This window comes from Methyloversatilis thermotolerans, from assembly GCF_000372885.1.
GTDB lineage: Bacteria > Pseudomonadota > Gammaproteobacteria > Burkholderiales > Rhodocyclaceae > Methyloversatilis > Methyloversatilis thermotolerans.
Genome location: NZ_KB889967.1, coordinates 2,959,860 through 2,985,453, shown reverse-complemented (window position 1 = coordinate 2,985,453; position 25,594 = coordinate 2,959,860). Strand labels below are relative to the sequence as shown.

At 63.6% G+C, this 25,594-nt stretch carries 31 protein-coding genes and 1 tRNA gene; 23 read left to right on the top strand and 9 right to left on the bottom strand.

Annotation, left to right across the window (positions count from 1 at the left end; genetic code table 11):
• Positions 1-15: 15 nt before the first annotated feature.
• From A3Q7_RS0113480 to A3Q7_RS0113465, 4 genes are read right to left on the bottom strand one after another with little or no spacing between them, the layout of a single operon-like run.
• A complete protein-coding gene (locus A3Q7_RS0113480) occupies positions 16-714 on the bottom strand; it encodes an ABC transporter ATP-binding protein (protein WP_018412422.1) in 699 nt (232 codons plus the stop codon).
• On the bottom strand, positions 711-1,934 hold the full coding sequence (locus A3Q7_RS0113475; RefSeq protein WP_018412421.1) for an ABC transporter permease: 1,224 nt from the start codon (positions 1,932-1,934) through the stop codon (positions 711-713). The genes A3Q7_RS0113480 and A3Q7_RS0113475 overlap by 4 nt, the downstream gene beginning before the upstream one ends.
• A 34-nt stretch (positions 1,935-1,968) precedes the next feature.
• A complete protein-coding gene (locus tag A3Q7_RS0113470) occupies positions 1,969-3,162 on the bottom strand; it encodes an efflux RND transporter periplasmic adaptor subunit (RefSeq protein ID WP_018412420.1) in 1,194 nt (397 codons plus the stop codon).
• A gap of 5 nt (positions 3,163-3,167) precedes the next feature.
• Positions 3,168-3,671: a TlpA disulfide reductase family protein gene (locus A3Q7_RS0113465; protein WP_018412419.1), complete on the bottom strand. Its 504-nt coding sequence runs from the start codon at positions 3,669-3,671 to the stop codon at positions 3,168-3,170.
• 36 nt (positions 3,672-3,707) lie between these two features.
• Here A3Q7_RS0113465 and A3Q7_RS0113460 point away from each other — a divergent pair, with 36 nt between their 5' ends.
• A complete protein-coding gene (locus A3Q7_RS0113460) occupies positions 3,708-4,388 on the top strand; it encodes a DUF4197 domain-containing protein (protein ID WP_018412418.1) in 681 nt (226 codons plus the stop codon).
• A gap of 61 nt (positions 4,389-4,449) precedes the next feature.
• Here A3Q7_RS0113460 and A3Q7_RS0113455 read toward each other — a convergent pair whose 3' ends face one another.
• Entirely contained in the window at positions 4,450-6,777 is a 2,328-nt protein-coding gene (locus tag A3Q7_RS0113455) for a Tex family protein (RefSeq protein ID WP_018412417.1), read from the bottom strand.
• A 121-nt stretch (positions 6,778-6,898) separates the two neighbouring features.
• On the opposite strand from A3Q7_RS0113455, the gene A3Q7_RS0113450 reads away from it, so the two are divergent.
• A complete protein-coding gene (locus tag A3Q7_RS0113450) occupies positions 6,899-8,908 on the top strand; it encodes a UvrD-helicase domain-containing protein (RefSeq protein ID WP_018412416.1) in 2,010 nt (669 codons plus the stop codon).
• Positions 8,909-9,020: 112 nt separating this feature from the next.
• Here A3Q7_RS0113450 and A3Q7_RS0113445 read toward each other — a convergent pair whose 3' ends face one another.
• Positions 9,021-9,524 (bottom strand): c-type cytochrome, encoded by a 504-nt coding sequence (locus A3Q7_RS0113445; RefSeq protein WP_018412415.1) that lies wholly within the window; start codon positions 9,522-9,524, stop codon positions 9,021-9,023.
• Positions 9,525-9,674: 150 nt separating this feature from the next.
• Here A3Q7_RS0113445 and A3Q7_RS0113440 point away from each other — a divergent pair.
• Positions 9,675-9,751, top strand: a tRNA-Arg gene (locus A3Q7_RS0113440).
• A 493-nt stretch (positions 9,752-10,244) separates the two neighbouring features.
• Here A3Q7_RS0113440 and A3Q7_RS20330 read toward each other — a convergent pair.
• Complete coding sequence (locus tag A3Q7_RS20330; RefSeq protein WP_018412414.1) at positions 10,245-10,871, bottom strand: DUF2726 domain-containing protein; 627 nt, start codon at positions 10,869-10,871, stop codon at positions 10,245-10,247.
• Between the two features lie 617 nt (positions 10,872-11,488).
• On the opposite strand from A3Q7_RS20330, the gene A3Q7_RS0113420 reads away from it, so the two are divergent.
• The 16 genes from A3Q7_RS0113420 to A3Q7_RS21370 all read left to right on the top strand — a co-directional run bounded on the left by A3Q7_RS0113420 (position 11,489) and on the right by A3Q7_RS21370 (position 19,929).
• Complete coding sequence (locus A3Q7_RS0113420; protein WP_018412412.1) at positions 11,489-12,604, top strand: replication initiation factor domain-containing protein; 1,116 nt, start codon at positions 11,489-11,491, stop codon at positions 12,602-12,604.
• Entirely contained in the window at positions 12,582-12,962 is a 381-nt protein-coding gene (locus tag A3Q7_RS0113415) for a hypothetical protein (RefSeq protein ID WP_157278197.1), read from the top strand. Before A3Q7_RS0113420 ends, A3Q7_RS0113415 begins: the two co-directional genes overlap by 23 nt.
• Before the next feature lie 58 nt (positions 12,963-13,020).
• Positions 13,021-13,377, top strand: coding sequence for a hypothetical protein (locus tag A3Q7_RS0113410; protein WP_018412410.1), 357 nt, complete (start codon positions 13,021-13,023; stop codon positions 13,375-13,377).
• 71 nt (positions 13,378-13,448) lie between these two features.
• Positions 13,449-13,742 (top strand): hypothetical protein, encoded by a 294-nt coding sequence (locus tag A3Q7_RS0113405; protein WP_018412409.1) that lies wholly within the window; start codon positions 13,449-13,451, stop codon positions 13,740-13,742.
• Between the two features lie 49 nt (positions 13,743-13,791).
• Positions 13,792-14,055 carry a hypothetical protein gene (locus A3Q7_RS0113400; RefSeq protein WP_018412408.1) on the top strand — a complete coding sequence of 88 codons (264 nt, stop codon included), beginning with the start codon at positions 13,792-13,794 and terminating at the stop codon, positions 14,053-14,055.
• Positions 14,052-14,654, top strand: a complete 603-nt coding sequence (locus tag A3Q7_RS0113395) for a DUF4417 domain-containing protein (RefSeq protein WP_077231361.1) — start codon at positions 14,052-14,054, stop codon at positions 14,652-14,654. Before A3Q7_RS0113400 ends, A3Q7_RS0113395 begins: the two co-directional genes overlap by 4 nt.
• The gene (locus A3Q7_RS0113390; RefSeq protein ID WP_018412406.1) at positions 14,654-14,869 is read left to right on the top strand and encodes a hypothetical protein; all 216 of its coding nucleotides are present in this window, start codon (positions 14,654-14,656) and stop codon (positions 14,867-14,869) included. The genes A3Q7_RS0113395 and A3Q7_RS0113390 overlap by 1 nt, the downstream gene beginning before the upstream one ends.
• Positions 14,866-15,078 (top strand): hypothetical protein, encoded by a 213-nt coding sequence (locus A3Q7_RS0113385; RefSeq protein ID WP_018412405.1) that lies wholly within the window; start codon positions 14,866-14,868, stop codon positions 15,076-15,078. Before A3Q7_RS0113390 ends, A3Q7_RS0113385 begins: the two co-directional genes overlap by 4 nt.
• 63 nt (positions 15,079-15,141) lie before the next feature.
• A complete protein-coding gene (locus tag A3Q7_RS19915; RefSeq protein ID WP_198289173.1) occupies positions 15,142-15,354 on the top strand; it encodes a hypothetical protein in 213 nt (70 codons plus the stop codon).
• Positions 15,335-15,550 carry a major capsid protein gene (locus tag A3Q7_RS0113375; RefSeq protein WP_018412403.1) on the top strand — a complete coding sequence of 72 codons (216 nt, stop codon included), beginning with the start codon at positions 15,335-15,337 and terminating at the stop codon, positions 15,548-15,550. Before A3Q7_RS19915 ends, A3Q7_RS0113375 begins: the two co-directional genes overlap by 20 nt.
• Positions 15,551-15,680: 130 nt before the next feature.
• Complete coding sequence (locus A3Q7_RS0113370) at positions 15,681-17,183, top strand: virulence factor TspB C-terminal domain-related protein (RefSeq protein WP_018412402.1); 1,503 nt, start codon at positions 15,681-15,683, stop codon at positions 17,181-17,183.
• A 13-nt stretch (positions 17,184-17,196) separates the two neighbouring features.
• Complete coding sequence (locus A3Q7_RS0113365) at positions 17,197-17,511, top strand: DUF2523 domain-containing protein (protein WP_018412401.1); 315 nt, start codon at positions 17,197-17,199, stop codon at positions 17,509-17,511.
• Between the two features lie 41 nt (positions 17,512-17,552).
• The gene (locus A3Q7_RS0113360) at positions 17,553-18,707 is read left to right on the top strand and encodes a zonular occludens toxin domain-containing protein (RefSeq protein ID WP_018412400.1); all 1,155 of its coding nucleotides are present in this window, start codon (positions 17,553-17,555) and stop codon (positions 18,705-18,707) included.
• A complete protein-coding gene (locus tag A3Q7_RS0113355) occupies positions 18,704-19,447 on the top strand; it encodes a TraX family protein (RefSeq protein WP_157278195.1) in 744 nt (247 codons plus the stop codon). The genes A3Q7_RS0113360 and A3Q7_RS0113355 overlap by 4 nt, the downstream gene beginning before the upstream one ends.
• A gap of 47 nt (positions 19,448-19,494) precedes the next feature.
• Entirely contained in the window at positions 19,495-19,728 is a 234-nt protein-coding gene (locus A3Q7_RS0113350; RefSeq protein WP_018412398.1) for a DUF1902 domain-containing protein, read from the top strand.
• A 3-nt stretch (positions 19,729-19,731) separates the two neighbouring features.
• The gene (locus tag A3Q7_RS21370) at positions 19,732-19,929 is read left to right on the top strand and encodes a type II toxin-antitoxin system HicA family toxin (RefSeq protein ID WP_018412397.1); all 198 of its coding nucleotides are present in this window, start codon (positions 19,732-19,734) and stop codon (positions 19,927-19,929) included.
• Positions 19,930-19,968: 39 nt separating this feature from the next.
• Here A3Q7_RS21370 and A3Q7_RS0113345 read toward each other — a convergent pair whose 3' ends face one another.
• Both A3Q7_RS0113345 and A3Q7_RS0113340 read right to left on the bottom strand, forming a co-directional pair.
• Positions 19,969-21,168 (bottom strand): ParB/RepB/Spo0J family partition protein, encoded by a 1,200-nt coding sequence (locus A3Q7_RS0113345; protein ID WP_157278193.1) that lies wholly within the window; start codon positions 21,166-21,168, stop codon positions 19,969-19,971.
• Between the two features lie 13 nt (positions 21,169-21,181).
• Positions 21,182-21,421 carry a hypothetical protein gene (locus A3Q7_RS0113340; protein ID WP_018412395.1) on the bottom strand — a complete coding sequence of 80 codons (240 nt, stop codon included), beginning with the start codon at positions 21,419-21,421 and terminating at the stop codon, positions 21,182-21,184.
• A gap of 623 nt (positions 21,422-22,044) precedes the next feature.
• On the opposite strand from A3Q7_RS0113340, the gene A3Q7_RS0113335 reads away from it, so the two are divergent.
• The 4 genes from A3Q7_RS0113335 to A3Q7_RS0113320 all read left to right on the top strand — a co-directional run bounded on the left by A3Q7_RS0113335 (position 22,045) and on the right by A3Q7_RS0113320 (position 25,582).
• Positions 22,045-22,902, top strand: a complete 858-nt coding sequence (locus tag A3Q7_RS0113335; protein ID WP_018412394.1) for a tyrosine-type recombinase/integrase — start codon at positions 22,045-22,047, stop codon at positions 22,900-22,902.
• A 14-nt stretch (positions 22,903-22,916) separates the two neighbouring features.
• Positions 22,917-23,423: a hypothetical protein gene (locus A3Q7_RS0113330; protein ID WP_157278191.1), complete on the top strand. Its 507-nt coding sequence runs from the start codon at positions 22,917-22,919 to the stop codon at positions 23,421-23,423.
• A gap of 216 nt (positions 23,424-23,639) precedes the next feature.
• Positions 23,640-24,335, top strand: a complete 696-nt coding sequence (locus A3Q7_RS0113325; RefSeq protein WP_026224816.1) for a hypothetical protein — start codon at positions 23,640-23,642, stop codon at positions 24,333-24,335.
• A 245-nt stretch (positions 24,336-24,580) separates the two neighbouring features.
• Positions 24,581-25,582 carry an ABC transporter substrate-binding protein gene (locus A3Q7_RS0113320; protein WP_018412390.1) on the top strand — a complete coding sequence of 334 codons (1,002 nt, stop codon included), beginning with the start codon at positions 24,581-24,583 and terminating at the stop codon, positions 25,580-25,582.
• Positions 25,583-25,594 lie beyond the last annotated feature (12 nt).

Sequence of the window (25,594 nt, the reverse complement as noted above, 5' to 3'; positions counted from 1 at the left end):
GTGGCGCGAGCCTGATCAGCGGCCGTCGCGGGCGACGCGACCGTCGACCAGTTCGATCTGGCGATCGCATCGTGCCGCAAGGCGGGGGTCATGCGTCACGATCAGGCAGGCGCTGCCGCGTTCGCGGTTGAATTCGCGCAACAGCGCAAAAATATCATCCGCAGTTTGCGTATCGAGATTGCCGGTGGGCTCGTCCGCGAGTATCAGGCGCGGCGCCAGCGACAAGGCACGGGCAATCGCAACACGCTGTTGCTGACCGCCGGAAATCTGGTTGGCCTTCTTGTTCTCGTGGCCCTTCAGACCCACACGCGCCAGCAGCTCGCGCGCCGTCGCTTCGGCTTCTGCCGTGGCGACGCCGCGTTCGATGATGGAAGGCATCATGACGTTCTCCAGCGCGGTAAAGGCGGGCAGCAGGTGATGGAACTGGAACACGAAGCCGATGTGACGGCCACGCAGGCGGGTGAGCGCCTGTTCGCCCAGTCCGCGGGTGGCTTCGCCGGCGATGGACAGTTCGCCGGAGGTGGGGCGTTCCAGCAGACCGATCAGGTTCAGCAGCGTGCTTTTGCCCGAACCGCTGGGGCCGATCAGCGCGCAGAACTCGCCTTCGGCCAGATCGAAATCGATGCCATGCAGCACTTCGACCTCGACCGGCGTGCCCACCCCATAGGACTTGCGCAGCCCGCGCAGCGATACGATTGCGCCGTGTCCGCTCACGACCGTATCGCCTGTACCGGGTCCATCTTGGCGGCGCGGCGCGCGGGGATCAGCGCCGCCAGCACGCCCACCACCAGGGCGATGCCGGCTGCGGACAGCGCGATGCCGGCATCGAGCTGCGGCTGGAACAGCGGCGCGCCGTCGCCGCTGCGATAGACGGTGGAAAAGAACACGAGCAGCCCCCATGCCAGCGCCACGCCGACCAGCGCACCGACGAATCCGACCAGACCGCCCTGCAGCAGGAAGATGCCCATGACGCGGTTCGAACTGGTGCCCATGGCGCGCAGGATGCCGATTTCCTTCTGCTTCTGTACCACGCTCACCACCAGCACGCTGGAAATGCCCAGTGCGACGATGACGATGACGAAGCTGCGGATCAGGTTGTTCGACACCGTCTGGTTGCGCAGCGCCGCGAGAAGCTGCGAATTGGTGGTCATCCAGCTTTCCACCGTGAGGCCGCTGCCGGCCTGCAGCCGGTCGCTCACATCCTGCGCATCGAAAATGTCGGCCACCGTGATGTCGATGTTCGACACGCCGCCCGGCAGGTCGAGCAGCGACTGGGCGAGCTTCATGGTGGTGAACACCCAGCGCCGGTTCAGGTCCTTGTTGCCGATGTCGAACAGACCGGTGATCTGCAGCAGTTCGTCGCGTCCGCCGGCGGCGCGCAGGTACATCTTGTCGCCCACGGTGACCCCGAGATCCTTGGCCAGTTCCACGCCTATGATGGCGTTGCTGCCTTCGACCTGGAAGGTGCCGCGCGTCATATAGGTATCCATCTTGACGATGCGCCGGTAGCGATCCGGATCCACACCAAGCAGCGCCACCGATTTGCTGGCGCGTCCGCGCAATGCGAACGCCGGTCCGCTCACCACCGGCGACACGGCGACCACGCGCGGCTGTACCTCGGCCAGCTTCACCATGGCTTCCCACTGGTCTATCGAGCGCAGGCGCTGGGCGCGCGGCTCGACCAGCGCGATGCTGCCGGCCTCGGGCATCGCCCGCAGGTTGGCCTCTTCCAGCGGACGCATCACCACATGCGCCTGGCTGCCCAGCACGCGGTCGATGATGCTGGCCTGCAACTGGGAGATGAGCTGGGACAGGAACACGATGACCGCCACGCCGCCGGTCACGCCGAGCAGGATGAGCGCGGTCTGCATGCGTCCTTCGCGCAGGAAGCGCAGCGCGACCAGGAACTCGAAAGGCAGGCGGGGGCGGGACATGCTTGAATTCTAAGGGGCCAGGGGCTGGGGCGAGTCAGCGCTTCTTCCTGATGCGGATGCGGTCGCCTTCGAGCGCGCCACCTGCCGGCATGATGACCGCATCGCCTTCGTCCAGCCCCTCGCTCACTTCGACCCGGCCGACGCCGCGCAGGCCGACCTTGACCGGCTGCTTCGCCGCCCGCCCGTCGCGCGCGACCAGCACCCAGGGCGTCTTGCTGTCGATGTCGCGCACCGCTTCCAGCGGCAGCGACATTGCCTGTTCGTTGCGACCGATCACCACCTCGACCGACACCGTCATGTCCGGCCGCAGGAAGCCCGGCGGATCGATCACGCGCAATCTCACCTCCACCGTGCCGCGTTGCGCGTCGACCGCCGGTGACAGGTAGTACACCTCGGATTCGAAGGGCTGGCCCGGGAAGGCGTCGGCCACCGCCAGGGCCCGCGCGCCGATCTGCAGGTAACGCAGGTTCTTCTCGTCCAGCGTGGCATGGATGCGCGTTTCGCCCGCTTCCGCCAGCGTGAGCAGGGCGCGTCCGGCCTGCGCGACGTCGCCCGGTTCGGCGTCGCGCGCGATCACCAGGGCGTCCACCGGCGCGCGCAGTGTGAGCAAGTCGCGCTTCGCCTGCGCCAGTTCGAGCGCTGCCTGCGCCTGCGCCATCCGTGCCTGCGCGTTCTGGCGCTCGGCACCGCGCGGCGTGTTGGCATCGCGCTGCGCCTGCATGGTGCGCAGTTGCGCGCGCGCGGTTTCGAGCTGGCGCGCCGCCTCGTCCAGCTTGGAAGGCGAATAGAACTGCTGCGCTACCAGCGCCTCGGCGCGCCGGTATTCCGCTTCCGCCACGCGCAGATTGGCCTCCGCCTGGCGCAGTGCCTGTTCGGCCACCGGCAGGCCCACCGCATCGAGCTGCACGAAGCGCGCCTGCGCCTCGGCGATCTGCGAGCGCGCCTGCGCTATCGATGCGTCGGCTTCGGTTGCGCGCAACTGGACCAGCACATCGCCGGCCTTCACGCGTGCGCCCTCGCGCACGGCGACCGCATCGATGATGGCCGTCACCTGGGTGCCCACTTCTATCCGGGACGGTGTGGCGATGCGCCCGGTGGCGACCACGCTCTGGGTCAGCGGCGCGCGCTGTGCGTTCTCCACATCGACCGCGACGCCGCGTGGCCAGGCCCACCACGCGACCAGCGCCGCTGCAGCGAGCAGCAGCGCGACGAGATGTCTTGATTTCATGGGGATCAGGAGGACTGCGTCAGCATCTGTTCGATGCGCTGGTCGAGTGCACGATGGTCGGGAATACCTATATAGCGTTTCACGATACGGCCGTCGCGGTCTATCAGGTAGCTGGTCGGCGTGGCGTTGACGCCGCCGAAGCCCTGGCCGATCGCACCGCTGGGGTCGAAGCCTACGCGAAAAGGCAGGTTTTCGCGCCGTGCGAAGGCGCCGACGTGCTCCGGCGCGTCATAGGGCATGGCCACCGCCACGACCTCGAAACCGCGCGCCGCGAACTTGCGGTGGGTTTCCGCCAGCCGCGGCATGCCGCGTATGCAGGGCGCGCAGGATGTCGACCAGAACTCGACCAGCCTTACCCGGCCATCGGCGCTGCCCAGATCCAGATGCTGCCCGTCGAGCAGCGCCACGGTGAGCGGAGGCACCTGGTCGGGATGACCCTGACCGCGCAGCATGAGCACGCTGGCGATCAGGGCGGCCAGCACTATCGGCGATGTCCATTTGCCCTTCATAATTCCGCTTCAATGTGACCGGGGGAGGTGTAGACCATGCGTGCGATTGTCGGTTTTGTGGCGTGTCTTGTCATGTGCACTCAGGCGTGGGCACTTTCGCTGGCCGACCTCAGCGACAAGGATGCCAGCGGGGGACTGAAGGAGGCGCTGACCCAGGGCGCGTCGAGGGCGGTGGACCTGCTGGGCAGGCAGGATGGCTTCCTGAAGAACGCCAAGGTCAAGATCCCGATGCCGGACGGACTGCGTCAGGCGGAAAAGCTCATGCGCACCTTCGGCATGAAGAAGCAGGCCGACGAACTGGTGACCGCGATGAACCGCGCGGCCGAGGCTGCGGTGCCTGAAGCCCGGGACTTGCTGGTCGGCGCGGTGAAGGACATGAGCGTCGACGATGCGAAGAAGATCCTCACCGGCGGCGATACTTCGGCGACCGAGTACTTCAAGGGCAAGACGTCTGCGCAGTTGAAGGAGCGCTTCCGCCCCATCGTGCAGAAGGCGATGGAAAAGGTGAATCTCGCCAGGACCTACGAGAAGTTCGCGTCCAGGGGCGCGCAGTACGGCGTGATCAGCAAGGAGGACGCGGATCTCGACAATTACGTGACGCAGAAGGCGCTCGACGGCTTGTTCACGATGGTGGCCGAGGAAGAGAAGGCCATCCGCAAGGACCCGGTCGGCGCCGCCGGCAGCCTCGCCAAGAAGGTGTTCGGCGCGCTGCGCTAGGCCTCGCGCGATGCCGCAGCCGAGCGGAGCGGCCGCGCGGCCCGGATGAGTCGCGCGCGTGTCAGCGCTTCGCGGCGCGCGCGAAGGCGGCCGCCAGGGCGTTGTTGGCGGCCGGCGCTTCCTTCGCCTTCGCCATCGCCCGCGCATCCGGGCGCGCGCCGCGATTGTCGCGGGCCCCGCCTGCCGGCTTCCTCACCGCCTCGTCGCCCAGACGCATGGACAGCGCGATGCGCTTGCGCGCGAGGTCGACCTCGATCACCTTCACCTTCACGATGTCGCCCGCCTTGACCACTTCGGCCGGGTCCTTCACGAAGCGGCTGGACAGTGCCGACACGTGCACCAGACCATCCTGATGCACGCCGATGTCGACGAAGGCGCCGAAGTTGGTCACATTGGTCACCACGCCTTCGAGCTGCATGCCCGGCTCCAGGTCCTTCAGCTCCTCGACGCCATCGCGGAAGCTCGCGGTCCTGAATTCGGGGCGCGGATCGCGTCCGGGCTTTTCCAGTTCGCGCAGGATGTCCTGCACGGTGGGCAGGCCGAAGCGCTCGTCGGTGTATTTCTGCGGCGACAGCGTCTTCACCGTGGCGGCGTCGCCGATCAGTTCGCGCGCCTGCTTCCGCACGTCGGCGAGTATCCGCTCGACCACCGGATAGGCTTCCGGGTGCACCGCCGACGCATCCAGCGGGTTGTCGCCATTCATGATGCGCAGGAAGCCGGCGCACTGTTCGAAGGTCTTGTCGCCCAGCCGCGGCACCGACATCAGCGCCTTGCGCGACGGGAAGGCACCGTGCGCATCGCGATGCGCGACGATGTTCTGCGCCAGCGTGCCGTTGAGGCCGGAAATGCGCGCCAGCAGCGGTGCCGATGCGGTGTTCACATCCACACCGACGGCATTCACGCAGTCCTCGACCACCGCGTCGAGCGAACGCGCGAGCTTGCTCTGGCTCACGTCGTGCTGGTACTGGCCCACGCCTATCGCCTTCGGGTCTATCTTCACCAGTTCCGCCAGCGGGTCCTGCAGGCGGCGTGCGATCGATACCGCACCACGCAGGCTCACGTCGAGATCCGGAAACTCCTTCGCCGCCAGTTCTGACGCGGAATACACGGAAGCGCCCGCTTCCGACACCACGATCCTGGTCAGTTTCAGTTCCGGTTTCATGCCGATCAACTCAGCCGCCAGCTTGTCCGTCTCCCGGCTCGCCGTGCCGTTGCCGATGGCGATCAACTGCACGCCGTGCTTCTGCGCCAGCGCGGCCAGCGTGTGCAGCGCGCCGTTCCAGTCGCGGCGCGGCTCGTGCGGATAGATGGTGGCGGTATCGACCAGCTTGCCGGTAGCGTCCACCACCGCCACCTTCACGCCGGTGCGCAAGCCGGGGTCCAGACCCATGGTGGCGCGCGGGCCGGCCGGTGCGGCCAGCAGCAGGTCCTTCAGGTTCTTGGCGAACACACGGATGGCTTCCAGTTCGGCGCGGCTGCGCAACTCGCCCATCAGGTCGAGCTCGATGTGCACCGACAGCTTCACGTTCCAGGTCCAGCGCGCGGTATCGACCAGCCAGCGGTCGGCGGCGCGACCCTGGTCGCGAATGCCCGCGTGCGCCATGATGCGGCGCTCGCACGGATTGGGCTCCGGCGAGCGGCTGCCGTCTTCCGGGTCGGAGTCCAGCGCCAGCTTCACCCGCAGCGCTTCTTCATTGCGACCGCGGAACAGCGCCAGCGCGCGATGCGACGGAATGTCGGCCAGCTTTTCGCGGTAGGCGAAGTAGTCGCGGAACTTGGCCGCCTCGGCATCGTTGTCCTTGCCGTCGGCCACCACCGACACCACGACGCCATGTTCCGCCACGTAATCGCGCAGCGCGCCGACCAGGGTGGCGTCCTCGGCGAACTGCTCCATCAGGATCTGGCGCGCGCCGTCGAGCACCGCCTTGATGTCGGCGAAGCCGGCTTCCGCGTTCAGATAGCCCGCCGCCTCGGTGTCCGGCGTCAGCGTCGGGTCGGCCAGCAGAGCCTCGGCCAGCGGACCGATGCCCGCTTCGCGTGCGATCTGCGCCTTGGTGCGCCGTTTCTGCTTGTACGGAAGATAGAGATCCTCCAGCCGCTGCTTGCTGTCCGCGTTGTCGATCTCGGCGCGCAGTTGCGGCGTGAGCTTGCCCTGTTCGGCTATGCTGGCGATCACCGCGGCGCGGCGTTCTTCCAGTTCGCGCATATAGCCCAGGCGCTCTTCCAGCAGGCGCAACTGGGTGTCGTCCAGGCCGCCGGTCACTTCCTTGCGGTAGCGGGCGATGAAGGGCACGGTAGCGCCCTCGTCCAGCAGCGATACCGCGGCCTGGACCTGTTGCGGGCGCGCGCCCAGTTCGGCAGCGAGACGTTGTTCTATCGGTGGAAGCATCTGGAGCGGACGGGTAATGCAACGGAAGGCGCGAACCTTACCCACGTGGGCGGTTCGCCGCAAGCCGGTAGAATGCAGGCAATCCCATCCCCGACCGGTGCGCCTGCGTGCCGGGCCTCCCATGCTGTCCGACATGAACGCGCCTCAGCGCGAGGCGGTGAAGTATCTCGACGGCCCGCTGCTCGTGCTGGCCGGCGCCGGTTCCGGCAAGACGCGCGTGATCACGCGCAAGATCGCGTATCTGGTGCAGGAATGCGGTTTCGATCCGCGCAATATTGCGGCCATCACCTTCACCAACAAGGCGGCACAGGAAATGCAGGAGCGCGCATCGCACCTGCTCGAAGGGCGCGCCGGCAAGCAGCTCAACATTTCCACCTTCCATGCGCTGGGCGTCAAGATGCTGCGCACGGAAGCCGCTGCCGCCGGGCTCAAGCAGGGTTTTTCCATCCTCGATTCCTCGGACGCCATGGGCATCGTGTCCGACATTTCGAAGGAGACCGAGAAGTCGCGTTTGCGCGCGCTGGTGTCGCGCATATCCAACTGGAAGAACGCGCTGCTGACGCCGGCCGCCGCCGCCTCGCAGGTGAATGACGAGCTCGATGTGCAGGCCGCGCGCGTGTTCGAGGAGTACGAACGCACGCTGCGCGCCTACCAGGCGGTGGATTTCGACGACCTGATCGGCATCCCGGCGCGCCTGCTCGCCAGCGACGAAGCGCTGCTGAAACGCTGGCAGGGCCGGCTGCGCTATCTGCTGATCGACGAATACCAGGACACCAACAGTTGCCAGTACCAGATCGTGAAACTGCTGGCCGGTCACCGCGGCGCCTTCACCGCGGTCGGTGACGACGATCAGGCCATCTATGCCTGGCGCGGCGCCGACGTGGAAAACCTGCGCAATCTGCAGCGCGACTATCCCAAGCTCAAGGTGATCAAGCTGGAACAGAACTACCGTTCCATGCAGCGCATCCTGACCGCCGCCAACACCCTCATCGCGCGCAACGAAAAGCTGTTCGACAAGAAGCTGTGGTCGGACATGGGGCGCGGCGATCCGATCACGCTGTTCGTCGCGCGCGACGCTGAACACGAAGCGGAAAGCGTGGCCATGCGCATCGCCTCGCACAAGTTCGAACATCGCGGCAAGTTCAGCGACTATGCGGTGCTGTACCGCGGCAACCACCAGGCGCGGGTGATCGAAACCGCGCTGCGCGAACAGAAAATTCCCTACGTCATCAGTGGAGGCCAGAGCTTCTTCGACCGCGCCGAAATCAAGGACGTGATGGCCTACCTCAGGCTGATCGCCAACGCGGACGACGATCCGGCCTTCATCCGCGCGGTCACCACACCCAAGCGCGGCATCGGTGGCGCCAGTCTCGAGGCGCTGGGCCGCTATGCCGGTGAGCGCCACGTGAGCCTGTTCGCCGCGCTGTTCGAAACCGGTGCCGAACATGCGCTGCCGGCGCGTGCGCTGGCGCCGCTGCGTGAGTTCGGCGATTTCATCAACCGCATGGAATGGCGCGCCCGCACCGAGTCCGCGCGCCTTTTGCTGGAGGACCTGCTGCGCGGCATCGGCTACGAAACCTGGCTGTTCGAACAGTTCGAACCCAAGGACGCCGAGACGCGCTGGTCCAATGTGCGCGATTTCGTGGACTGGATGGGGCGCAAGGGCGAGGACGACGGCAAGACGCTGATCGAGCTCACGCAGACGGTCGCCCTGATCACCATGCTGGACAAGCGCGACGGCGACGAGGAGCGCGACGCGGTGCAGCTATCGACGCTGCACGCGTCCAAGGGCCTGGAGTACAAGCACGTCTATCTGATCGGACTGGAAGAAGGCATCCTGCCGCACCGCGAATCGATCGACGGCGGCAAGATCGAGGAAGAGCGCCGGCTCATGTATGTCGGCATCACGCGCGCCCAGCGCACGCTCACACTGAGCCATTGCGAACGCCGCAAGAGCGGCCGTGAATCGCGCGATTGCGAACCGTCGCGCTTCATCGGCGAAATGGGCGAGGACATCAAGCGACCCGATGCCAACAAGGGGGCGCCGAGCGCTGCAGATCGTGCCGCCAACGTCGCGCGCCTCGAGGCGATGAAGGCGCTGCTCGCGGGCAAGGCGCCGCCCGGGGGATGAGGCGCGGTGCCGCGCATTCGTGCACGCAGGCTCCGCCCGGCGTGTTGCGATCCCGCGCGCGCAAAGAAAAAGCCCGCCGGAAGGCGGGCTTGCGGTGACGGAAAGACCCGACTTACTTGGCCGCTTCTTCCGCCTCTTCCATCTTCGGCTCCGGGAACTTGGCGCCGCCCTGGTTCGCCAGGTACACCACCGCGCGGGTGATTTCCTCTTCGGTCAGCGAGGCATTGCCGCCCTTGGCCGGCATCGCGCCCTTGCCATTCACCGCCGAATGCACCAGCGCATCCAGGCCGGTGGCAATGCGCGCGGCCCAGGCCCCGGTGTCGCCCTTCTTCGGTGCGCCGGCCATGCCGGCGTCGTGACAGGCCGCACAGACGCCCTTGTAGATCTGTTCGCCGGTCTTCGGCCCCTTGGATTCCGGCTCACCCAGCGTCAGTTGCGCAACCGGCTGGATCGCGCGTGCCACATCCTCCGGATCGGCGCTGCTCACGCCACGATAGCCCGACGACACGAACTGGGACACGATCACCCCGATGCCGACGAAGCCCACAAACGACAGTACGACGACCGCGGCCAACTGTTTCGGCGTCTTGATGAGTGTTCCGTGCTCTTCCGACATGGTGCCTTTCCTCTGTGACCTGGATGGTGAAAAAACAAAACGCGCCATTATAACGGCAGCCGCCCGACCTGCGCCGGCCGCGTGTACATGGACGCGCGGCGCCAAAGCCGCTATCCTTCGCGGCCTGCGGGGCCTTGCGGCCCCCTTCCCGCGCCCGTAGCTCAGCTGGATAGAGTACTGCCCTCCGAAGGCAGGGGTCGTGCGTTCGAATCGCGCCGGGCGCGCCAGTCATCAGAAAGGGTCAGACCGTCATGGTCTGGCCCTTTCTTCTTTTCTGCTTCAAGTACGTCGTTCCAGTACTTCAGCTTCACGGGGTTCACCTCGCGCTCGATCTCCAGGCGCGCGGTCACTTCGCGGAAGGTCCTCTTCGTCAGCTCGGCAAGCTTTGCCTTCGCATACTCGTCCGGGTAGCTTCGTCCGTGACGATATCCGCTGATCGTCTGCCGTGTTATGCCAATGGCTTCCGCAAGCTTGTAGTCGCTTGGCAAGCCCGCCTTCTCTTTCGCCTCGTCCATCAGGAACTCGAGCTGGTTCATGTCTAAGACCTCCTACGTTTGAGGTTACAAACGTCTGAGGATGTTGACAATGTACGAAACTTCTTACTACAGTAGTAAGCAAGTTCTTACGTCCCTTGTCTCTGACTATGGCTCTTGCTCGGTCCTGTGTTGTTCTCGCTTCTGGTAGTGCCGGTTTTCGGCACTCCAGAGCCGTTGCGCCGGCTCAAGTCTGCTGGTCAGGCGCGAGGCGCGTTCGCGGCGTTGCGGTCTTCGGTACCGCTCTCGGGGTGTTCTCCTCTTCCTTCAACGTGACGTGCTCGAGGATGGCCTTCCGTATCGTCTCGACGTTGGGCAGCCTGCGCGCCTCCCAGGTGATCAGCGGAATCCCGGCCGACTTCAAGGCCGCTGCTTTGTCGATATCCGAAGCGATCCGGTCGCCAGCGTTGTGGCTCCTGTCGTTTACCTCTATCGCTACCAGCGGCACGAACATCGCATCGCAGATGAGGAAGTCGAGTGACTTCCGGATGATGCGATCAAGAGGTGCTTTCGATTTGCTTGCCGGTTGCACGACACGAGGCAAGTGCACCTGCGCCAGCACCACCAGTTCCGGCAGCGCCTTGTTCAGTCGCTCGTACAGGATCTTCTCCGGTGGCGATGCGACATGGTGGAGTGACACATACCTGTATTGCGAAGCGTCGCCGGTCCGTTCGTCCGCCCGTTCCGCTTTGCGCTGTTTCATCCACCTGTTGAACCAGTACTTGATCAACAGGCTTGCGATCCCTATCAGCACCATCCAGAAGATGATTCCTTTCATCGCGCCGATGACGGCATCCGCAGGATTCGGCGTCATGTCCACTCCTGATATTTATAAAGCCATCGAGCATAACAAACACGCTTTCCGGCAAGCGGAGCGCGCAGGCGAAAGGGATGAGAAGGGATTCATTCCCGAAGGGATGAGCGCAAGCGAACCCGTATCAGTCCGTTCCCCTATGGGGATTCGCACAATGTGGCAGTGCTGACATGCATCCCGGCCACCTCAACGTCATCCAGGACCTCGAACGCCAGCTTTCGGCGCCGATGCCGCCGTCCATGCGCCGCGCGAAGGAAAGGCACCTGAAGCGCGAAATCGAAAGCGCGAGGAAGGCCGGCTATCAGGCGCAAGCGATTCTTGATGCGCAAAGGCGTGGAAGGAATCTCCGGTGATCGCCCTTCCTCTTTTCTCCTGGGTGTTCATGCGCTGTTACGACTGCGCCTTCCTGTGGCGGGAAGCGTGCTTGACGTTCAACGGTCGCGAGACGCGCCCGGCATTCAGCCGCATCTGCATCGATTGCGGGTCCATCGAGACATTCGAGCGCGGCCGCGCAGCGCCGGGACCGCAGGGCACGGCCGGCGCGGCCGCGCCCCCCCTGACTAACAGGGGGGGAACACGGCAGACAACCCAAACGAAGTATCCGAGGAGGAACCGGCGTGCTCGCTTTCACTGAAACCCATTGGCCCCGGAACCGGCACGGCGAACGCTTCACGCTCAATCACCGGGGTGAAGAGTCCGTCGTTCTTGAAACCTCATCGCGTGGTGATGGCAAGGCCTTCATCGACTGGCTCACCGTCACCTTCCCCGATTCCGCAATCCATCCCGATAAGGGATGGAACTGCCTCGTGCCCGTCGTGGATGAGGACTTCGCCCTCGCGCTGGCTGCGCGCCTGGAACAGATCCTCGGATTCGGCGTGTTCGAGAAGCGCAAGAACGGCCATAAGTTCTATCTGAACTCGTGGTCACTCGGCCCGGAAGGGCGCTTCGGCTATATCGCCATCGGCGGCCAGAAGGGCACCGTACTGTTCGAGCTTACCGGCGAGGGCTGCATGCACGCAAAGCCCGGCTGGGAACAGACGATGTACGACTTCCTGCGCTCGGGCGAACTGGCGACACCGAAGATCACGCGTATCGATCTCACGCACGATGATCGCGAAGGCCGCTACAACGTCGACCGCGCCTTCGACGACTGGTCGAACGACCGCTTCAGGTTGCCGAAGGCGCCGCAGTCGCCGGCCATGGCGCAGTTCGGGAATTGGGCCAGACCGGACGGACGCGGCCGAACGCTCACCGTTGGCCGTCGCTTGTCCGGCAAATTCCTGCGCGTCTATGAGAAGGGCAAGCAACTGGGCGATCGTGAGTCGCCCTGGACGCGGATTGAACTCGAGCTCAAAGCCGAAGATCGCGTCATTCCCTTCGACACCCTCATCCGCCCCGGCGAATACCTCGCCGGCGCATATCCCGCGCTCGAATTCCTGAACGCGAAGCAAGAACGCCTTGCCACGGTCCGCCACACCGCGAAGCAAGGCTGGCTCTCGATGCTCAAGTACATCCGCCGCGCCGCCGGTCCTGCACTGGCGGTTGCGCTGTCCGTGGTCGGTGCCCAAGGCGTGGAAGATCTGGTCGCCGACGTCACGCAGGACGACATTCATCGCCAGCTCGTGAAACGCGGGATGGACGTTCCCTTACACCTCGTCGCCGATCTCGCCGAATCGGAGCACGACGCACCAGGCGAACCACTGAAAGGAAATGACGATGTCCATCCTGTTTGACATGGCCGAAGCCGAACAAGTCCGCACCGAACGCCGTGTAGTTCTCGGCGCTCGGGGTCGGCAATTCAACATCGACGGCACGAACTTCGACTACACCGAACTGTTCCTCACGGTGCCGCTGGCGCGTCCGGATGATCCCAATCCGATGAGCTGGGGCCTGGGCGTGGAAGTTCTGAAGATGCCCGGCAGCAAGCACGCGATGCAGATCAAGCAGCCGGACGCCTTCCTCGCGGAAATCCAGATCCGCGAATACCAGGCGGGTAAGGATGTGCGCAAGGAAGTCGTCAGCGTGAAGCCCTTGCACATGCTCGGCCAGAACGGGAAACAAGCCGCTGCGCCCCAGGCGCCAAAGGCGTAAGGTGATCCGCACGCGTTTCGCATGCGAAACGCGCCATCCATTTCAAAGGGGGTAGCACATGAAGATTCAATTCAACGGCGATGGGCTGACCGTGAATGGTCAGCCCGCGAAGTGGTGGCAAGCGGTGCTCGCGCTGCTCGGCGCACCGCTGCTGTTTCTCTTCCTCTTGCTGGATGCGCTGCTCGAGGCGCCGGGCAAGTTCGGCATGTGGTTCTGCAACACGCTGGGCCGCGCGGGACTGCCTGAGATTGGCGGCGCCCTGCTTGCAATCTTCAAGCCATGGGCGCGTTACGAGTGGCTGCCCGAAGGTGAAGAAGCGGATCTGGTCGACGCGCTCGAGACGCTGCGCGGTCGATCCATGGCGCATCTGCGCGAACCGCACTTCATCCGCGTGCGCGTGATTCGCGATGACTGAAAAGAAAAAGGCCGCACGCGGCGGCCTTTGAAATTCCTTTCGTAGGGCTTTGGCCCGGAAAGGAAAGTGTCATGAAAAAGTCTATCACGCTGTTTGGTTGGAAAGTAGTTGTTTCAGTTGAAGCATCACGCATCGATCGGCCCTTCGTGATCGAAGTCATGGATGCGCGAAAGTCCTTAGAGCTCCTGGAGTACCGCTACAGCAACCGGAAAGATGCTTTGAAGCGCTTCCGGCGGCTGGTGAATGAGTACATCCGGGACGGAAAGGAATACCGCGTCTCCCTGTCATGCGATGGCGAAGAACAGGTCGTCGAAAGAGTGGGCCGTGTATTGAGGTACGACGTCACCTATCGCAGCAAGAAGTAATCCTCATCAATAAGTAACCGATGGGCCGAAGCCCTACGAAAGGAATTTCATGATGTCTCATCCCGCACTCGTTCCGCCGCCCGCGACCGGTACCGGCGAACACCTCATGTCGCGCGCCGTGTCCGTGCTGTCGGTCACCCAGATCAAGGGCGCCTTCCACGTCGCCCATGTCCAGCTCGAGAACGGACGCTACGGTGATGTGCCGTGCGATCCGGACGTGACCAAGGCCGACCGTGTCGGCCTGTTCAGCTCGATCCAGATCCGCAATGGACGCATCGAAGCCCGGCTTCGCCTGCGGAGGCTGCACGCATGACACGCCGAATCGGATTTCCGGAGGCCTTCCGGTCTGTGGATCCGACCGCGCTGTGGTGCGATCCGAACACGCCCATTCCTGACGATTGGGCACCGCGCGGTCGCTGGCGCGTTGGCCAGGCCATGCACACCTTCACCGATGACTATCGCCAGGAATTCTTCTGGCGCCGTCCAGAAGAAGGCAGCCTCATCGCCATGGCGGCACGCACGTGCACCGCACCGGATTACACCGTGTGGGTCGAGGATCCGGACGAATGGGGCCGTCACCAGGCGTGGCGATCGGCGCTCGTCGGTGCCTACTGGCAAGCGCTCGGCGTGACCGTCATCCCGGTCATGACCTGGTGTGCGGCGCTTCAGGACTACATCGCGCCGGGCTCGCTGTGGGCGGTGCGCGGTCCGCGCCGTGACGATCCGGGCTGGCGTGAGCGTGCGGCCGTGTTTGAGGACACGCTCGAGCCCGGCGCTGTGCTGGTGTTCGGTAACGAACCGCCGGCGGGCGCGTTCTCGTGCCCGGTCATTCGCCGTCCTTTGCATTCCGGCAAGGTTGAGGCGCTGCACACAAAGAGGGGTGAAGCGCCATCCCTGCGCAGGGTGGCGTGATGGGGGGTCGCACTGAACGCAAGGAACGCCAGACGCCTGACCGCGAGCTGTGGATTCAGGAAGTGAGCGAACAGCGCCTGGCTCGATATGAACTCATGCTGTCCTCGGGTGGACGCGTGCATCGCTCGGACGGCTCGACGCAGAGAACGAACGATCAGCAGGCGTACTTCCGGGATCTGATCGCGCGCGAACGCAACAGAAGGAATCGGACATGAACCTCACGACGGAATGCACGGTGCGCCAGGTCAAGCGCGCCGGAAACGGAATGCGCATCGCCATGGTTGAACTGCCGGATGGCACCTATGGCGAGTTGCCCGCGGCTGAAGGCCTCAAGCCGGGGGAACCGGCGCGGCTGTCGGTCACCATCGGCCTGCAGCTGGGCCGACTGTATCCGCGCGCGTTGCGCGCCGAACGCAAGGACTGAATCACTTTCGCGAAAGGATCAGACATGTTGTGCGTAACGGTAGGCGAGGGCGGTGCTCTCGTCGTGCAAGACCCTCAACCCGCAAACCTCAGCGAATGCGGGATGGTGGTGCTTTCGGGCTCGGAGGCGATGGGTAACCCCTTCGCGCTGAGTGCGGAAGCGGGGGCGACCATCGCGGTCGCCATCATTGGCGTGTGGGCTGTTGCCTTTGGCATACGCGCCGCAATTCAAACCCTGTTCCTGAAAGGAAGCAATCATGAAGAAGTATCTGCGTAAGGTCGGTGGTGTCGTCGTCTCCGCTCCGCTGCTCGCTGTCGGCACCGCGCACGCCTCGGGCGGTGGCGGCATCGACGTGTCCGCCGTGACCTCGGCCATTTCCAGCGCTGGCGGCCCCATCGCCACCATCGGCGCGGCCGTGCTGGTCGTGCTCGTGGGCATCAAGGTCTACAAGTGGATCGCGCGCGCCCTGTAAGGGTCGAGTGATCGAAGTTCGGTAGTTCAGTCGTACAAGCAGTAACCCGGGGGGCTGCGGTCGGTCCCGGCATTCACCTGGGGGAATCAACGATGGGCGCTTACGTCATGATTGCGCTGCTGGGGGCCGCATGGATCATCTTCCGCTACTGAGCCCGCAGCGGCTCGCACGCGCCTTCGGCGCGTTCCTTCTGGCGCTGGTTTCGGTAGTCGTCGCCAATCCCGTTTTTGCCGACTATCCACCGATCTATGACTATCGGGTCGCGAACTCGACTCAGCCGAACATTCCCGGCGATGCGGCGAACGCCTGCAACAACTTTTGTACGAAGTCTCCTCCGTATTGGCCGATTACGTCGGACGGCTGGACCTACGTGTCGACCTCGTTCCCGACCTGCACATGCAGGAATCCAGGCGGAACCACGTCGCACTACACGATGGAGAAGAACCCGTTCTGCATCTATGGTGGCTCGGGCTTCAACGCAAGCACCGGGATGTGTGGTGGCACGCCATCGTGTCCGTCCGGCCAGTCGTTCAATACAAACACGGCGAAGTGCGAGGAGAACGCATGTGCCCCCGGCCAGGTCCGCAACACCATCACCAATCAGTGTCAGCCCCCGTGCCACGCAGCCGGCACCGCCGGCGGCTCGAACTACGTCTCGCCCTACACCACACTGCCGCCGGTCATCTGCCGCGACGGCTGCTCGCTGACGGTCGGCGGCGGTACCACCATCCCGAATTCCAGCGGAACGCCCTGGTACATGGTGACCGGCCTGGTTCATACCGGAAACTTCTGCTCGGGAACGATCGACGGCAACGGTACCGGTAGCGGCGATCCGTACGAAGGTCCCGAAGATGAGCCACCCGTCACCGTGACACCCGATGACGATCCGCCCAAGTGCACCGCCGGTCAGTGCCCCGGCACGGTCAACGGCGTCATGGTGTGCGTGGCCTGCTCGTCGGTGGCCACGCCCGAGAAGCCGGTCACTCAGTACGACAAGAAAACAGAAACCACCACCACCGGCACTCCGCCGAATCAGACCACCGAAACCAAGACCACAGAGACGAAGGCCACGCACGACGGATCGGGCACGGTCACGACCACCACCACGACCAGCACGACCAAGACGGACGGCAACGGCACCAGCACCACCGAACAGAGCAAGACCGAGAAGAAGGAACCGCAGGAGTCCTTCTGCAAGGACAACCCCACGTCCGCCTTCTGCAAGGAAGGCAAATGGGGCGGCTCCTGCGGTGGCTTCACCTGCGACGGCGACGCCGTGCAATGCGCGATCGCGAAGGAGATTTACCAGCGCAATTGCGAAGGGGTCGCGAGCAACAAGTACACCGACCTGTCCGATGCGGCGGAGGCTGGCACGGATACCGGGGCCAACTACGTGCAGGGCCAGAAGGATGCCCCCGGCCTCGACGTCCAGGCGAAGTTCAATCAGAGCGTCCAGGCGTCGCCCATTGCGGCGTCTTGCCCTTCGTCCCGATCGGTTGCGCTGCCCGGTGGCAACAGCCTGGAAATCTCCTTCGAAAAGCCTTGCGAATACGCCAGCGTGCTCGGCCGCTTCGTCGAGGCCTTCGCCTATCTCTTCGCGGCACTGATCGTGTTGCGCAACCCCGCATCGTGATGGAGCGCGAACCATGGCCCTGCCTCTGATCCCCATCATCGCCGCCAGCTCCATCGGCGGCATCCTGCTGTCCATCGTGACATCGCTGGTCGGGCGCGTGCTGCTTGCGCTCGGCCTCGGACTGGTGACTTACCAGGCGCTCGATCCGCTGCTCGAAACCTTCAAGAGCAGTTACTTCAGCCAACTGTCCGGACTGCCGTCCGAGATTGCCGGCTTCGTCGGCCTGCTGCGCGTCGGTGAGGCGGTGCAGATCATCTTTGCAGCGCTCGCTACCAAGCTCTTCATGTCCGGAGTGCAGGGGCTGATCAAGCGCTGGGTGGTGAAGTGATGTCCTGCAAGGTGAAGCGCTGCACACAATGAGGGGCTGAGGTGATCGAACTGCAAACCGGTCTGCCTGGCGCCGGCAAGACCCTGTACACCTTGTGGCGCATCAAGGCACGGGCGGAGGCCGAAGGCCGGCCCGTCTACTTCGCCGGCATCCCGGACCTGAAGCTGCCTTGGCTGCCGCTGGAAGATCCGACGAAGTGGTACGAGTGCGAAGCAAACGCCATCATCGTGATCGACGAGGCGCAGACCTACTTCCGACCGCGCGGCAATGGCTCGGCCGTCCCCGAACACGTCGCCAGGCTGGAAACGCATCGCCATCAAGGCATCGACCTGGTGTTGATCACACAGCACCCGATGCTCATCGACAGCAACGTCCGGCGCCTGTGCGGCAAGCACTTCCATTCGGTGCGCCAGTTCAGCCAGCAGAAGGCGCGCGTGATCGAGTTCGAGTCGGTCAAGGACAACCCGCTCGCCGCACGCGCCAATGGCCTCGAACACAGCTTCAGCTACCCGAAGGAAGCCTTCGCCTGGTACCGCTCGGCCGAGGTCCATACGCACAAGACGAAACGGCCAGCGCGCTTCTACCTGCTCTTCATCTTGCCGCCGGTCTTCATTGGCCTGGTCGCCTATACCGTGTCGTGGTTCTACGCGCGCACCCAGGGCGAACCGCTGGGCGCTGGCGCCTCCGCATCGCAGCGCGGGCAAGCCTCGGCGCCACAGAACAGCGCGCCCAGCAGGACGCGAGAGGGCAAGCTCACGACTGCGCAGTATCTGCACGAACAGCGCCCACGCGTCGAAGGCCTCGCCTACACGGCGCCGATGTACGACGAAGTGACCCGACCGACACAAGCGCCGTATCCGGCCGCCTGCGTCGATCTGAAGGGGCAATGTCGCTGCTACAGCCAGCAGGCCACGCGCCTGCCGATGACTGAAGAGCTGTGCAAAGCCATCGTGAAGGACGGCTTCTTCATCGCCTGGGATGCGCGCAGCGCAGAACAGCGCGAACGCAAGAGCGACAAGGCCACGTCCGCGCCGCTGCTGGCCAGCGCCGACACCGTCACATCACCTCACACCGTGATCGAAGCGCCGGCACCTCGCCAGGGCCTGAGCGGCGGGGCCACCACGACCACACCCCAGACCGAACAACAGCCGTATCAGCCACGCGTGCCGGCGACGTCGCCATGGCGCGCGCAATGATCCGCCGACTGCTCGATCTCCCGGAAAGGGCGGTCGAGGCCTTCCGGGGCATGCTGCTGCCGGTGCATCCGCTGCAGATCGACGTGCTGAAGGCGATTGCATGCGTGTGCATGCTCATCGATCACATCAACACCTGTCTATTTGATCGCGCCTCGGTCTGGGCCTGGCTGATCGGCCGTCTCGCCTTCCCTCTTTTTTCTTTCACCTTTGTTGTTACCCTCACCGAGTCGAACGCGCTTCGCACCGCCAAGCGCACAGCGGCCGCCGGCGTTCTCGTGCAACCGATCTACGCCGTAGCCTTTGCGGACGCGGGTTTCAGTCCGTGGTGGGCTGGAAATATCCTGATTTCCTTTGCCGTCGTTGCCTACCTTGTCGAACTTGTGAAGGCTCTAACCTGGTCAAACATCGTTCAGGCCGTGGCCTTGCTGATGCTGGCCAGCGTCGTTCAAGCGCCGTCGTCCTTCGGTGTGGCAGGTATCGCGTTTATGTTGGCGCTTTGGTTTACGCTGCACCGTGTCGCGCCTTGTATCGGTTCGGCCGTTGCGGCAGTCGCGTTCCTGAACTTGAATCCCGGCGCCCTGGCCGTGTCCGTGTCCATGGCGCTCGCGCTCGTGCTCATTCTTTTCGCGTCCGGCGCATTGCGCGCTTCTCCCCCGCGTCGCTTGCTTCATCCACGCGCGACGCTGTGGTTCTATGCTGGACACCTCGCTGTGATTGGGTCTCTCGTCAGTTCCTTTTGAACGATGTACCCTATTGTTTTGCAGTGGGGTAAATGCGGAGATTCCTTATGGAAAATTATCGAGTTCGGTGCTCCTGGGATGAAGAGGCAAAGGTCTGGTATGTCGAGGACTCGAACGTGCCTGGTCTGGCTGCCGAAGCACCGACCTTCGAAGGCCTTGTTTCCATGCTCGAAAGGCGTGTTCCTGAACTGCTCGATGAGAACGACGTTTCGGATGGGACGGAAATTCCGCTTGAAATCACGTCGTCGTCGCACCGCGTCGTCCATCGTCACGCGGCCTGACGCATGGGGAGCGGCTACACGGCAAAGCTCAAGGAAATTCTTCGAGAGGCTGGCTGTTACTACGTGCGTCCGGGCAAGGGCGATCATGAAATCTGGGAGAGTCCGATTAGCGGTACGCGCTTCCCTGTCGATCACACGATCAAGTCGCGGCACACGGCGAACCAGGTACTGAAGCAAGCAGGACTGCCTAAGCAGTTCTAACGTTAGAAGCCGGCTTTTGCCGGCTTCTTCCATTCGCCATCACCGTTTCGCATGCGAAACGACCGTCCCCCTGAAATCCCGCAAGAACCCCCTTAGCACCTCTTCCTCACTCTCTGGCAACGGCTTCGGCTGCATCGCAACCCATAGCATCACTGGCAGTACATCCGGTTCTTCTTCCAGAGCCGCGACCGCCGCCCGTTCCATCATCTTCGGCAACAGATCGCCATCGAGCGCATCGTTAATGACATCGTTCCAGTACGCCCGCGCTTCCGGTTCCAGGTGCGCATAGATCTCGAGCTGCGCCTCGTTCGGCTCTTCATCCAGCGTCGCCACGCTCAACAGTTCCCACATCCCGCACTGTCTTTTGGCCCTCGACTTTCGCTTCATTTCGGCCGTTTCCTGCCGATACCTTTCCTGCTCTGCCTCGCGCTTCGCCTGGGCCTCCGGCGACGCGTCCTCGTCTGTCTGCCGCAGCCTGGCGGCGGTGTCGCCGTCGCCGCCATTCATCTGTCCGACCAGATCCGCCTTCGGCTCCTTCGCCTTCCTCACCAGCTCGCGCAACGAGTCCCGGTTCTCTTCACCAGCCCGCAGCCGGGTCGCCGCCCAGTACGCACCTCCCCAATCGAGCCCCGACAGTTCCTTCAACGTCAGGACGACTTCCGGATCTTCGGTGATCTCCTCGTCCACCAGTTGGGCGACGAATGACGGTAGTTCGTCCACGCACGCGATGCGCTTGCACACCCAGGACCGCGACTTGTTCACCAGTCCGCCCAACTCCGCCAGGGTCATCCCCTCATCGCGCAGTGCCAGCAGCGCCCGCCCCTCTTCCAGCAAGGTGAGGTCTTCGCGCTGGATGTTCTCGGCAAGCTGCGCCTTCTTCGCGTCGAGCGTCGAGAACTTCGTCACCACCGCCGGCACCGCGGTGGCCGTCGTCAGCCGGACGGCCGCTGCGCGGCGATGACCGGCCACGACCTGGTACTTGTTCCCCTTCGCTGGCGTCACCACGATGGGCTGCAGCAGTCCGCGCACCTCGATGTCACGCGCAAGCTGCTGAAGCGCTTCTTCGTCCATGGCTTCGCGGATGTTCTGATCCGTCACCAGATCATCCAGCGGCACCAGCACCACATTCGCCACGCTGGCCAGCTCCGGCCGCTTCGGCTTCGCCGTCTTCGCAGCCGTCGCGGAGGTCTTCTTCACTGCCTTGGCCGGCGTCGCTTTCTTCTCGCTCGTCGTCGTCATGGTCAGCACCCTCTCAAAACCACTTGTCCGCGTGCGCGTTATTGTTGCGCTCGTCGTACTGCCAGAAATCGAACGCACCCTCCGCTTCCCAAGAGCCCGGCCGTTCGTGCTGCGATATCGCGTAGTGCAGCAGCGCTTCAAGGTATTTCGCCGGCGTCGTCTCGTTCGCGGCCGCGATCTCTGCAAGCTTCGCCTTGGCGGTCGGATGAATCCGTACCGTTGCCTTAGAATTACGGTGTTCGGTAGTACGCATGTCCTTGTCCTTTCGTCTGTCAAAGCCGACCTAGCCGCTAGATTCCGAGCCCCCGAGTGTTGTTTCGGGTTTTCACGGATCGACAGGCTGCGGCGTCTCCTGCCGTCCCATCCGCTGAGTTCCTCGCCCCAAAGGGTCGCGGACAGCACGCGAAGCGTCTTCCACACAAAAGCACGCAAGAAGGCATGACAGCGGCCTTATCGCTGGCGTGACTTCTTGCCTGCTTTCAAACCAAGGAAGCGATATGCGAGGAAGGAAGCGGATGGAACGGCGGGCGCTGGCGGTTGAGACGCGACAACCCGAAACCCCGCGCAGCGGGCTCCGGGCACAGCCCGCAAACACCGGCTGTCCAAAGGACAGGGTCCGGCCTCGAGCTGGACGATGTGTGCGTGCACACTTCGTCGCCTTTGATCTTCGGTGGTGCGCAGCACGACCGGCGGTTTGTGTTTGGTCTCATGCTTCGCGCAATCGGAATTTGCGCGTCATTTCTGCATCGTCCAAACGGCTGATCAAGTACCGATGCATTCAGCCGATTGCTTCCGCATGCATCGGCAGAACGACGCCCTAGAGCGACGACCGCTGACAGTGCAGAGGACGCAACTCAACTCGGCAGGCTCACGCGCATGAACTTCGAAGAAGTCGTGGGCGCCTACCTATCTGCGCGTGCGCACACCCAGCAGAAGTCGGACCGTGACAGCTACAGTCTCAAGAGACTGCAGCCGCACTTTGGCGGCCGCAGGATTCGTGACCTGAAGCGCGCCGACGTTCGCAAGTACGTCCAGCACCGACTGGACGAGGGCGTGAAGATCAGCACTGTTCGCCGTGAGCTGCGATTGTTCTGCGCCGCCATCAACTTCGTGCGGCTCGAGTACGAGCTGGACGACATGCCGAACCCGGCGGCCAAACTCGGCCTTGCGTCGGAAGAACCCAGAGTTCGATGGCTTACAAGAGAGGAGGCGCGCCGCCTGCTTCAGGAGGCCGAGAGGAGTTCATCCAGGCCGCACCTCGCATGCTTCATCCGGCTCGCACTCAACACCGGTTGCCGGCGTGGTGAGTTGCTGAATCTCGAGTGGTCGCGTGTCGACTTCGAGGGGCGCCGGTTCCTTCTTGAAGCCAGGCACACAAAGGCGCGGCGTCGAAGAACCGTTCCGCTGAACGATGACGCGATCTCGACCCTGCACCGGCTACGTATTTGGCAGCAGCGTCATGTTCCTGGCTCACCGTGGGTTTTCGGATGGCGTCCCGGAGGTCGCATCACGACGTTCAAGACTTCGTGGACAGCCGCTCTCAAACGGGCGGATATCCACGATTTCCGGATACATGATTTGCGACATACTTTCGCCAGTTGGCTGGTTATGCAAGGTGAGTCGCTGTACGTGGTAAAAGAGCTGCTCGGTCATGCGAGTGTTACGCAGACCGAGGTCTACGCGCACCTTGCGCCAAGTGCTTCTGCCCAGGCTGTGCAACGACTACTGTTCTAGTATCGGAGATCTTTGTGGACCATGCTTCGGATTGGGCTGCCGTTATCGTTGCGGCCTGCGCGCTCGGGATTTCGATCTGGCAAGGGTTTGTTGCTCGAACTCACGCACGTCGTAGCGTGCGGCCTCACCTCGTGTGGTGCGAGAACAAGGAAAAGACAGAACAAGGCGTCGGCGTCACGTTCTCGGTCAGCAACTACGGGATAGGGCCTGCGGTCATTCGGGATCGGTACTTCGAGCTTTCTGGTGCTAGGTACGCTTCTGCAGATACTGAAGGCGATCTTGTTGAGGAACTCGTTCGTCAACTACTCGGAGACAAATTCGCCCATCGGCTTCTAGTGCACGGCTTGCCCGGTATGAAGTCGGCTATTCCCCAAGGGGGAAGCCAGGTGATAGCTAGCATTTTCTTCCCGGAAGGCAATGACAGCACGGTCAAAACTCTGCGGCATCACCTTGAGTCCGTCGTCTTCGTGGTCGAGTACTCGTCCATCTATGGGGAAAAGTTCACCTTCCGAACCGATTAACGTCATGACAATACCCTCCGAAGGCAGGGGTCGTGCGTTCGAATCGCGCCGGGCGCGCCAGTCATCAGAAAGGGTCAGACCGTCACGGTCTGGCCCTTTGTCTCATCCGGCCACGCTTTTGTCCGCAGGCTCATCCAGCCGGACGGAGCCGCGCAATGTGTTGCTTACGGGCGACGGGGGCACGCCTGCAACAGGTCGCACCTACACTGCGCAGCCATGCGCTCCCCTGTGAATGTCTGCATCGCTTGCCTGCTGGCGGTCCCGGTGGCCGCGCACGCTGCGCGCCCCTTCGTCACTGACGATGCCCGCCTGAGTACCGCCGGCAGTTGCCAGCTCGAGAGCTGGAGCCGCGTGCATGCGCACAGCGTGGAGCTGTGGGCGCTGCCGGCCTGCAACCCTTACGGCGATCTCGAATTCACGGCCGGTGTCGGCATCGCGAAAGCGGATGCCGGCACCAGCGACTACGTGTTCCAGCTCAAGACCCTGTTCCGGCCGCTGGATACCCATGATTGGGGCTGGGGGGTGGCCGTGGGCACGGTGCGGCATCCGGCGGTCAATCCCGGCCCGAATCTGCTCGGCAACAGCTATGTCTATGTGCCGCTGTCGCGGTCTCTGCTGGATGACCGCATCGTGCTGCACGTGAACGCGGGCATGCTGCATGACCGTCAGTCGGACCGCTCCAACCTGACCTGGGGCGTGGGCGCCGAAGTGAAACTGGGTGGCGCCTGGACAGGCATCGTCGAAACCTTCGGCGACAACCGTGACAAGCCCTTCTGGCAGGTGGGTGCGCGCTACGCGCTGGTGCCCGACCGGGTGCAGATCGACGCCACGATCGGCCAGCAGTTCGCCGGGCCGGGCGACAGCCAGTGGTTTTCGCTGGGGCTGAGACTGACGCCCGACCGCCTTTTCTGAACGCGTATTCCGGCACTGCCCGCGCCTGCCGCCCGCGGCAGTGCTCCGCACTTGCGCAGTGCAAAAAACCGGTTCTTGCACCAAAGGCGTGATCGTCAGCGCACTCGCCTTTCCTGTCCATGAATGGCAAGTCATTTTTAATCAACGGCTTGCCTTGGGGTCTCCCCATGGCATCGTTCCTGCTACATCGATTAAAGTATTACTAACAAACACGCCAGTAATATTTGCCATCACAGGAGCCCGCCGTGAACATCCTTTCCCTGAGCAATAGCCTGAAGCGTCTGACCACCCGTCTGCTGATGCCCGTCGCGCTGGTTGCGGCCTCGCTGGCGGCGCAGGCAGCGCCGCCACTGAAGATCGGATACAGCGACTGGCCGGGCTGGGTGGCCTGGCAGCTGGCGATCGAAAAGGGCTGGCTCAAGGAAGCGGGGGTGGATGCGAAGTTCGAGTGGTTCGACTACTCGGCTTCGCTGGATGCTTTTGCGGCCGGCAAGCTGGATGCGGTCACCATGACCAATGGCGATGCGCTGGTGACCGGCGCCGGCGGCGGCAAGAGCGTCATGCTCATGCTGACCGACTATTCGAACGGCAACGACATGATCGTCGCCAAGCCCGGCATCAAGTCGATCAAGGATCTGAAGGGCAAGAAGGTGGCGGTCGAGTTCGGCCTGGTCGAACACCTGCTGCTGCTCAATGGCTTGAAGAAGGCGGGCCTCAAGGAAAGCGACGTCATCCTGGTCAATGCCAAGACCAATGAAATGCCGCAGGTATTCGCATCGCCCGACATCGCGGCAATCGGCGCCTGGCAGCCGATTTCCGGCGAGGCGCTGAAGGCGGTGCCGGGTTCGCGCCCGATCTACACCTCGGCCGACGAGCCGGGTCTGATCTATGACGTGCTGGCGGTGAGCCCCGCCAGTGCCAAGGCGCGCAAGGCTGACTGGGCCAAGATGCTCAAGGTGTGGGACAAGGTCGTCGCCTACATCCGCGATCCGGCCACCCAGGCCGACGCGGTGAAGATCATGGCGGCCCGTTCCGGCGTGTCACCGGCCGATTACCTGCCGCTGCTCAAGGGCACGCATTTCCTGAGCATCGAGGACGGCCGCAAGATCTATGTGAAGGGCGAGGGCTTCGGATCGCTGTATGGCTCGACCCGCTTCGTCAATGACTTCAATGTCGCGAACAAGGTGTATGCCGCGCCGGAAAAGATCGAGGCCTATCTCGATCCGTCCTTCACGCAGGCCAAGTAAGCGGCACACCGG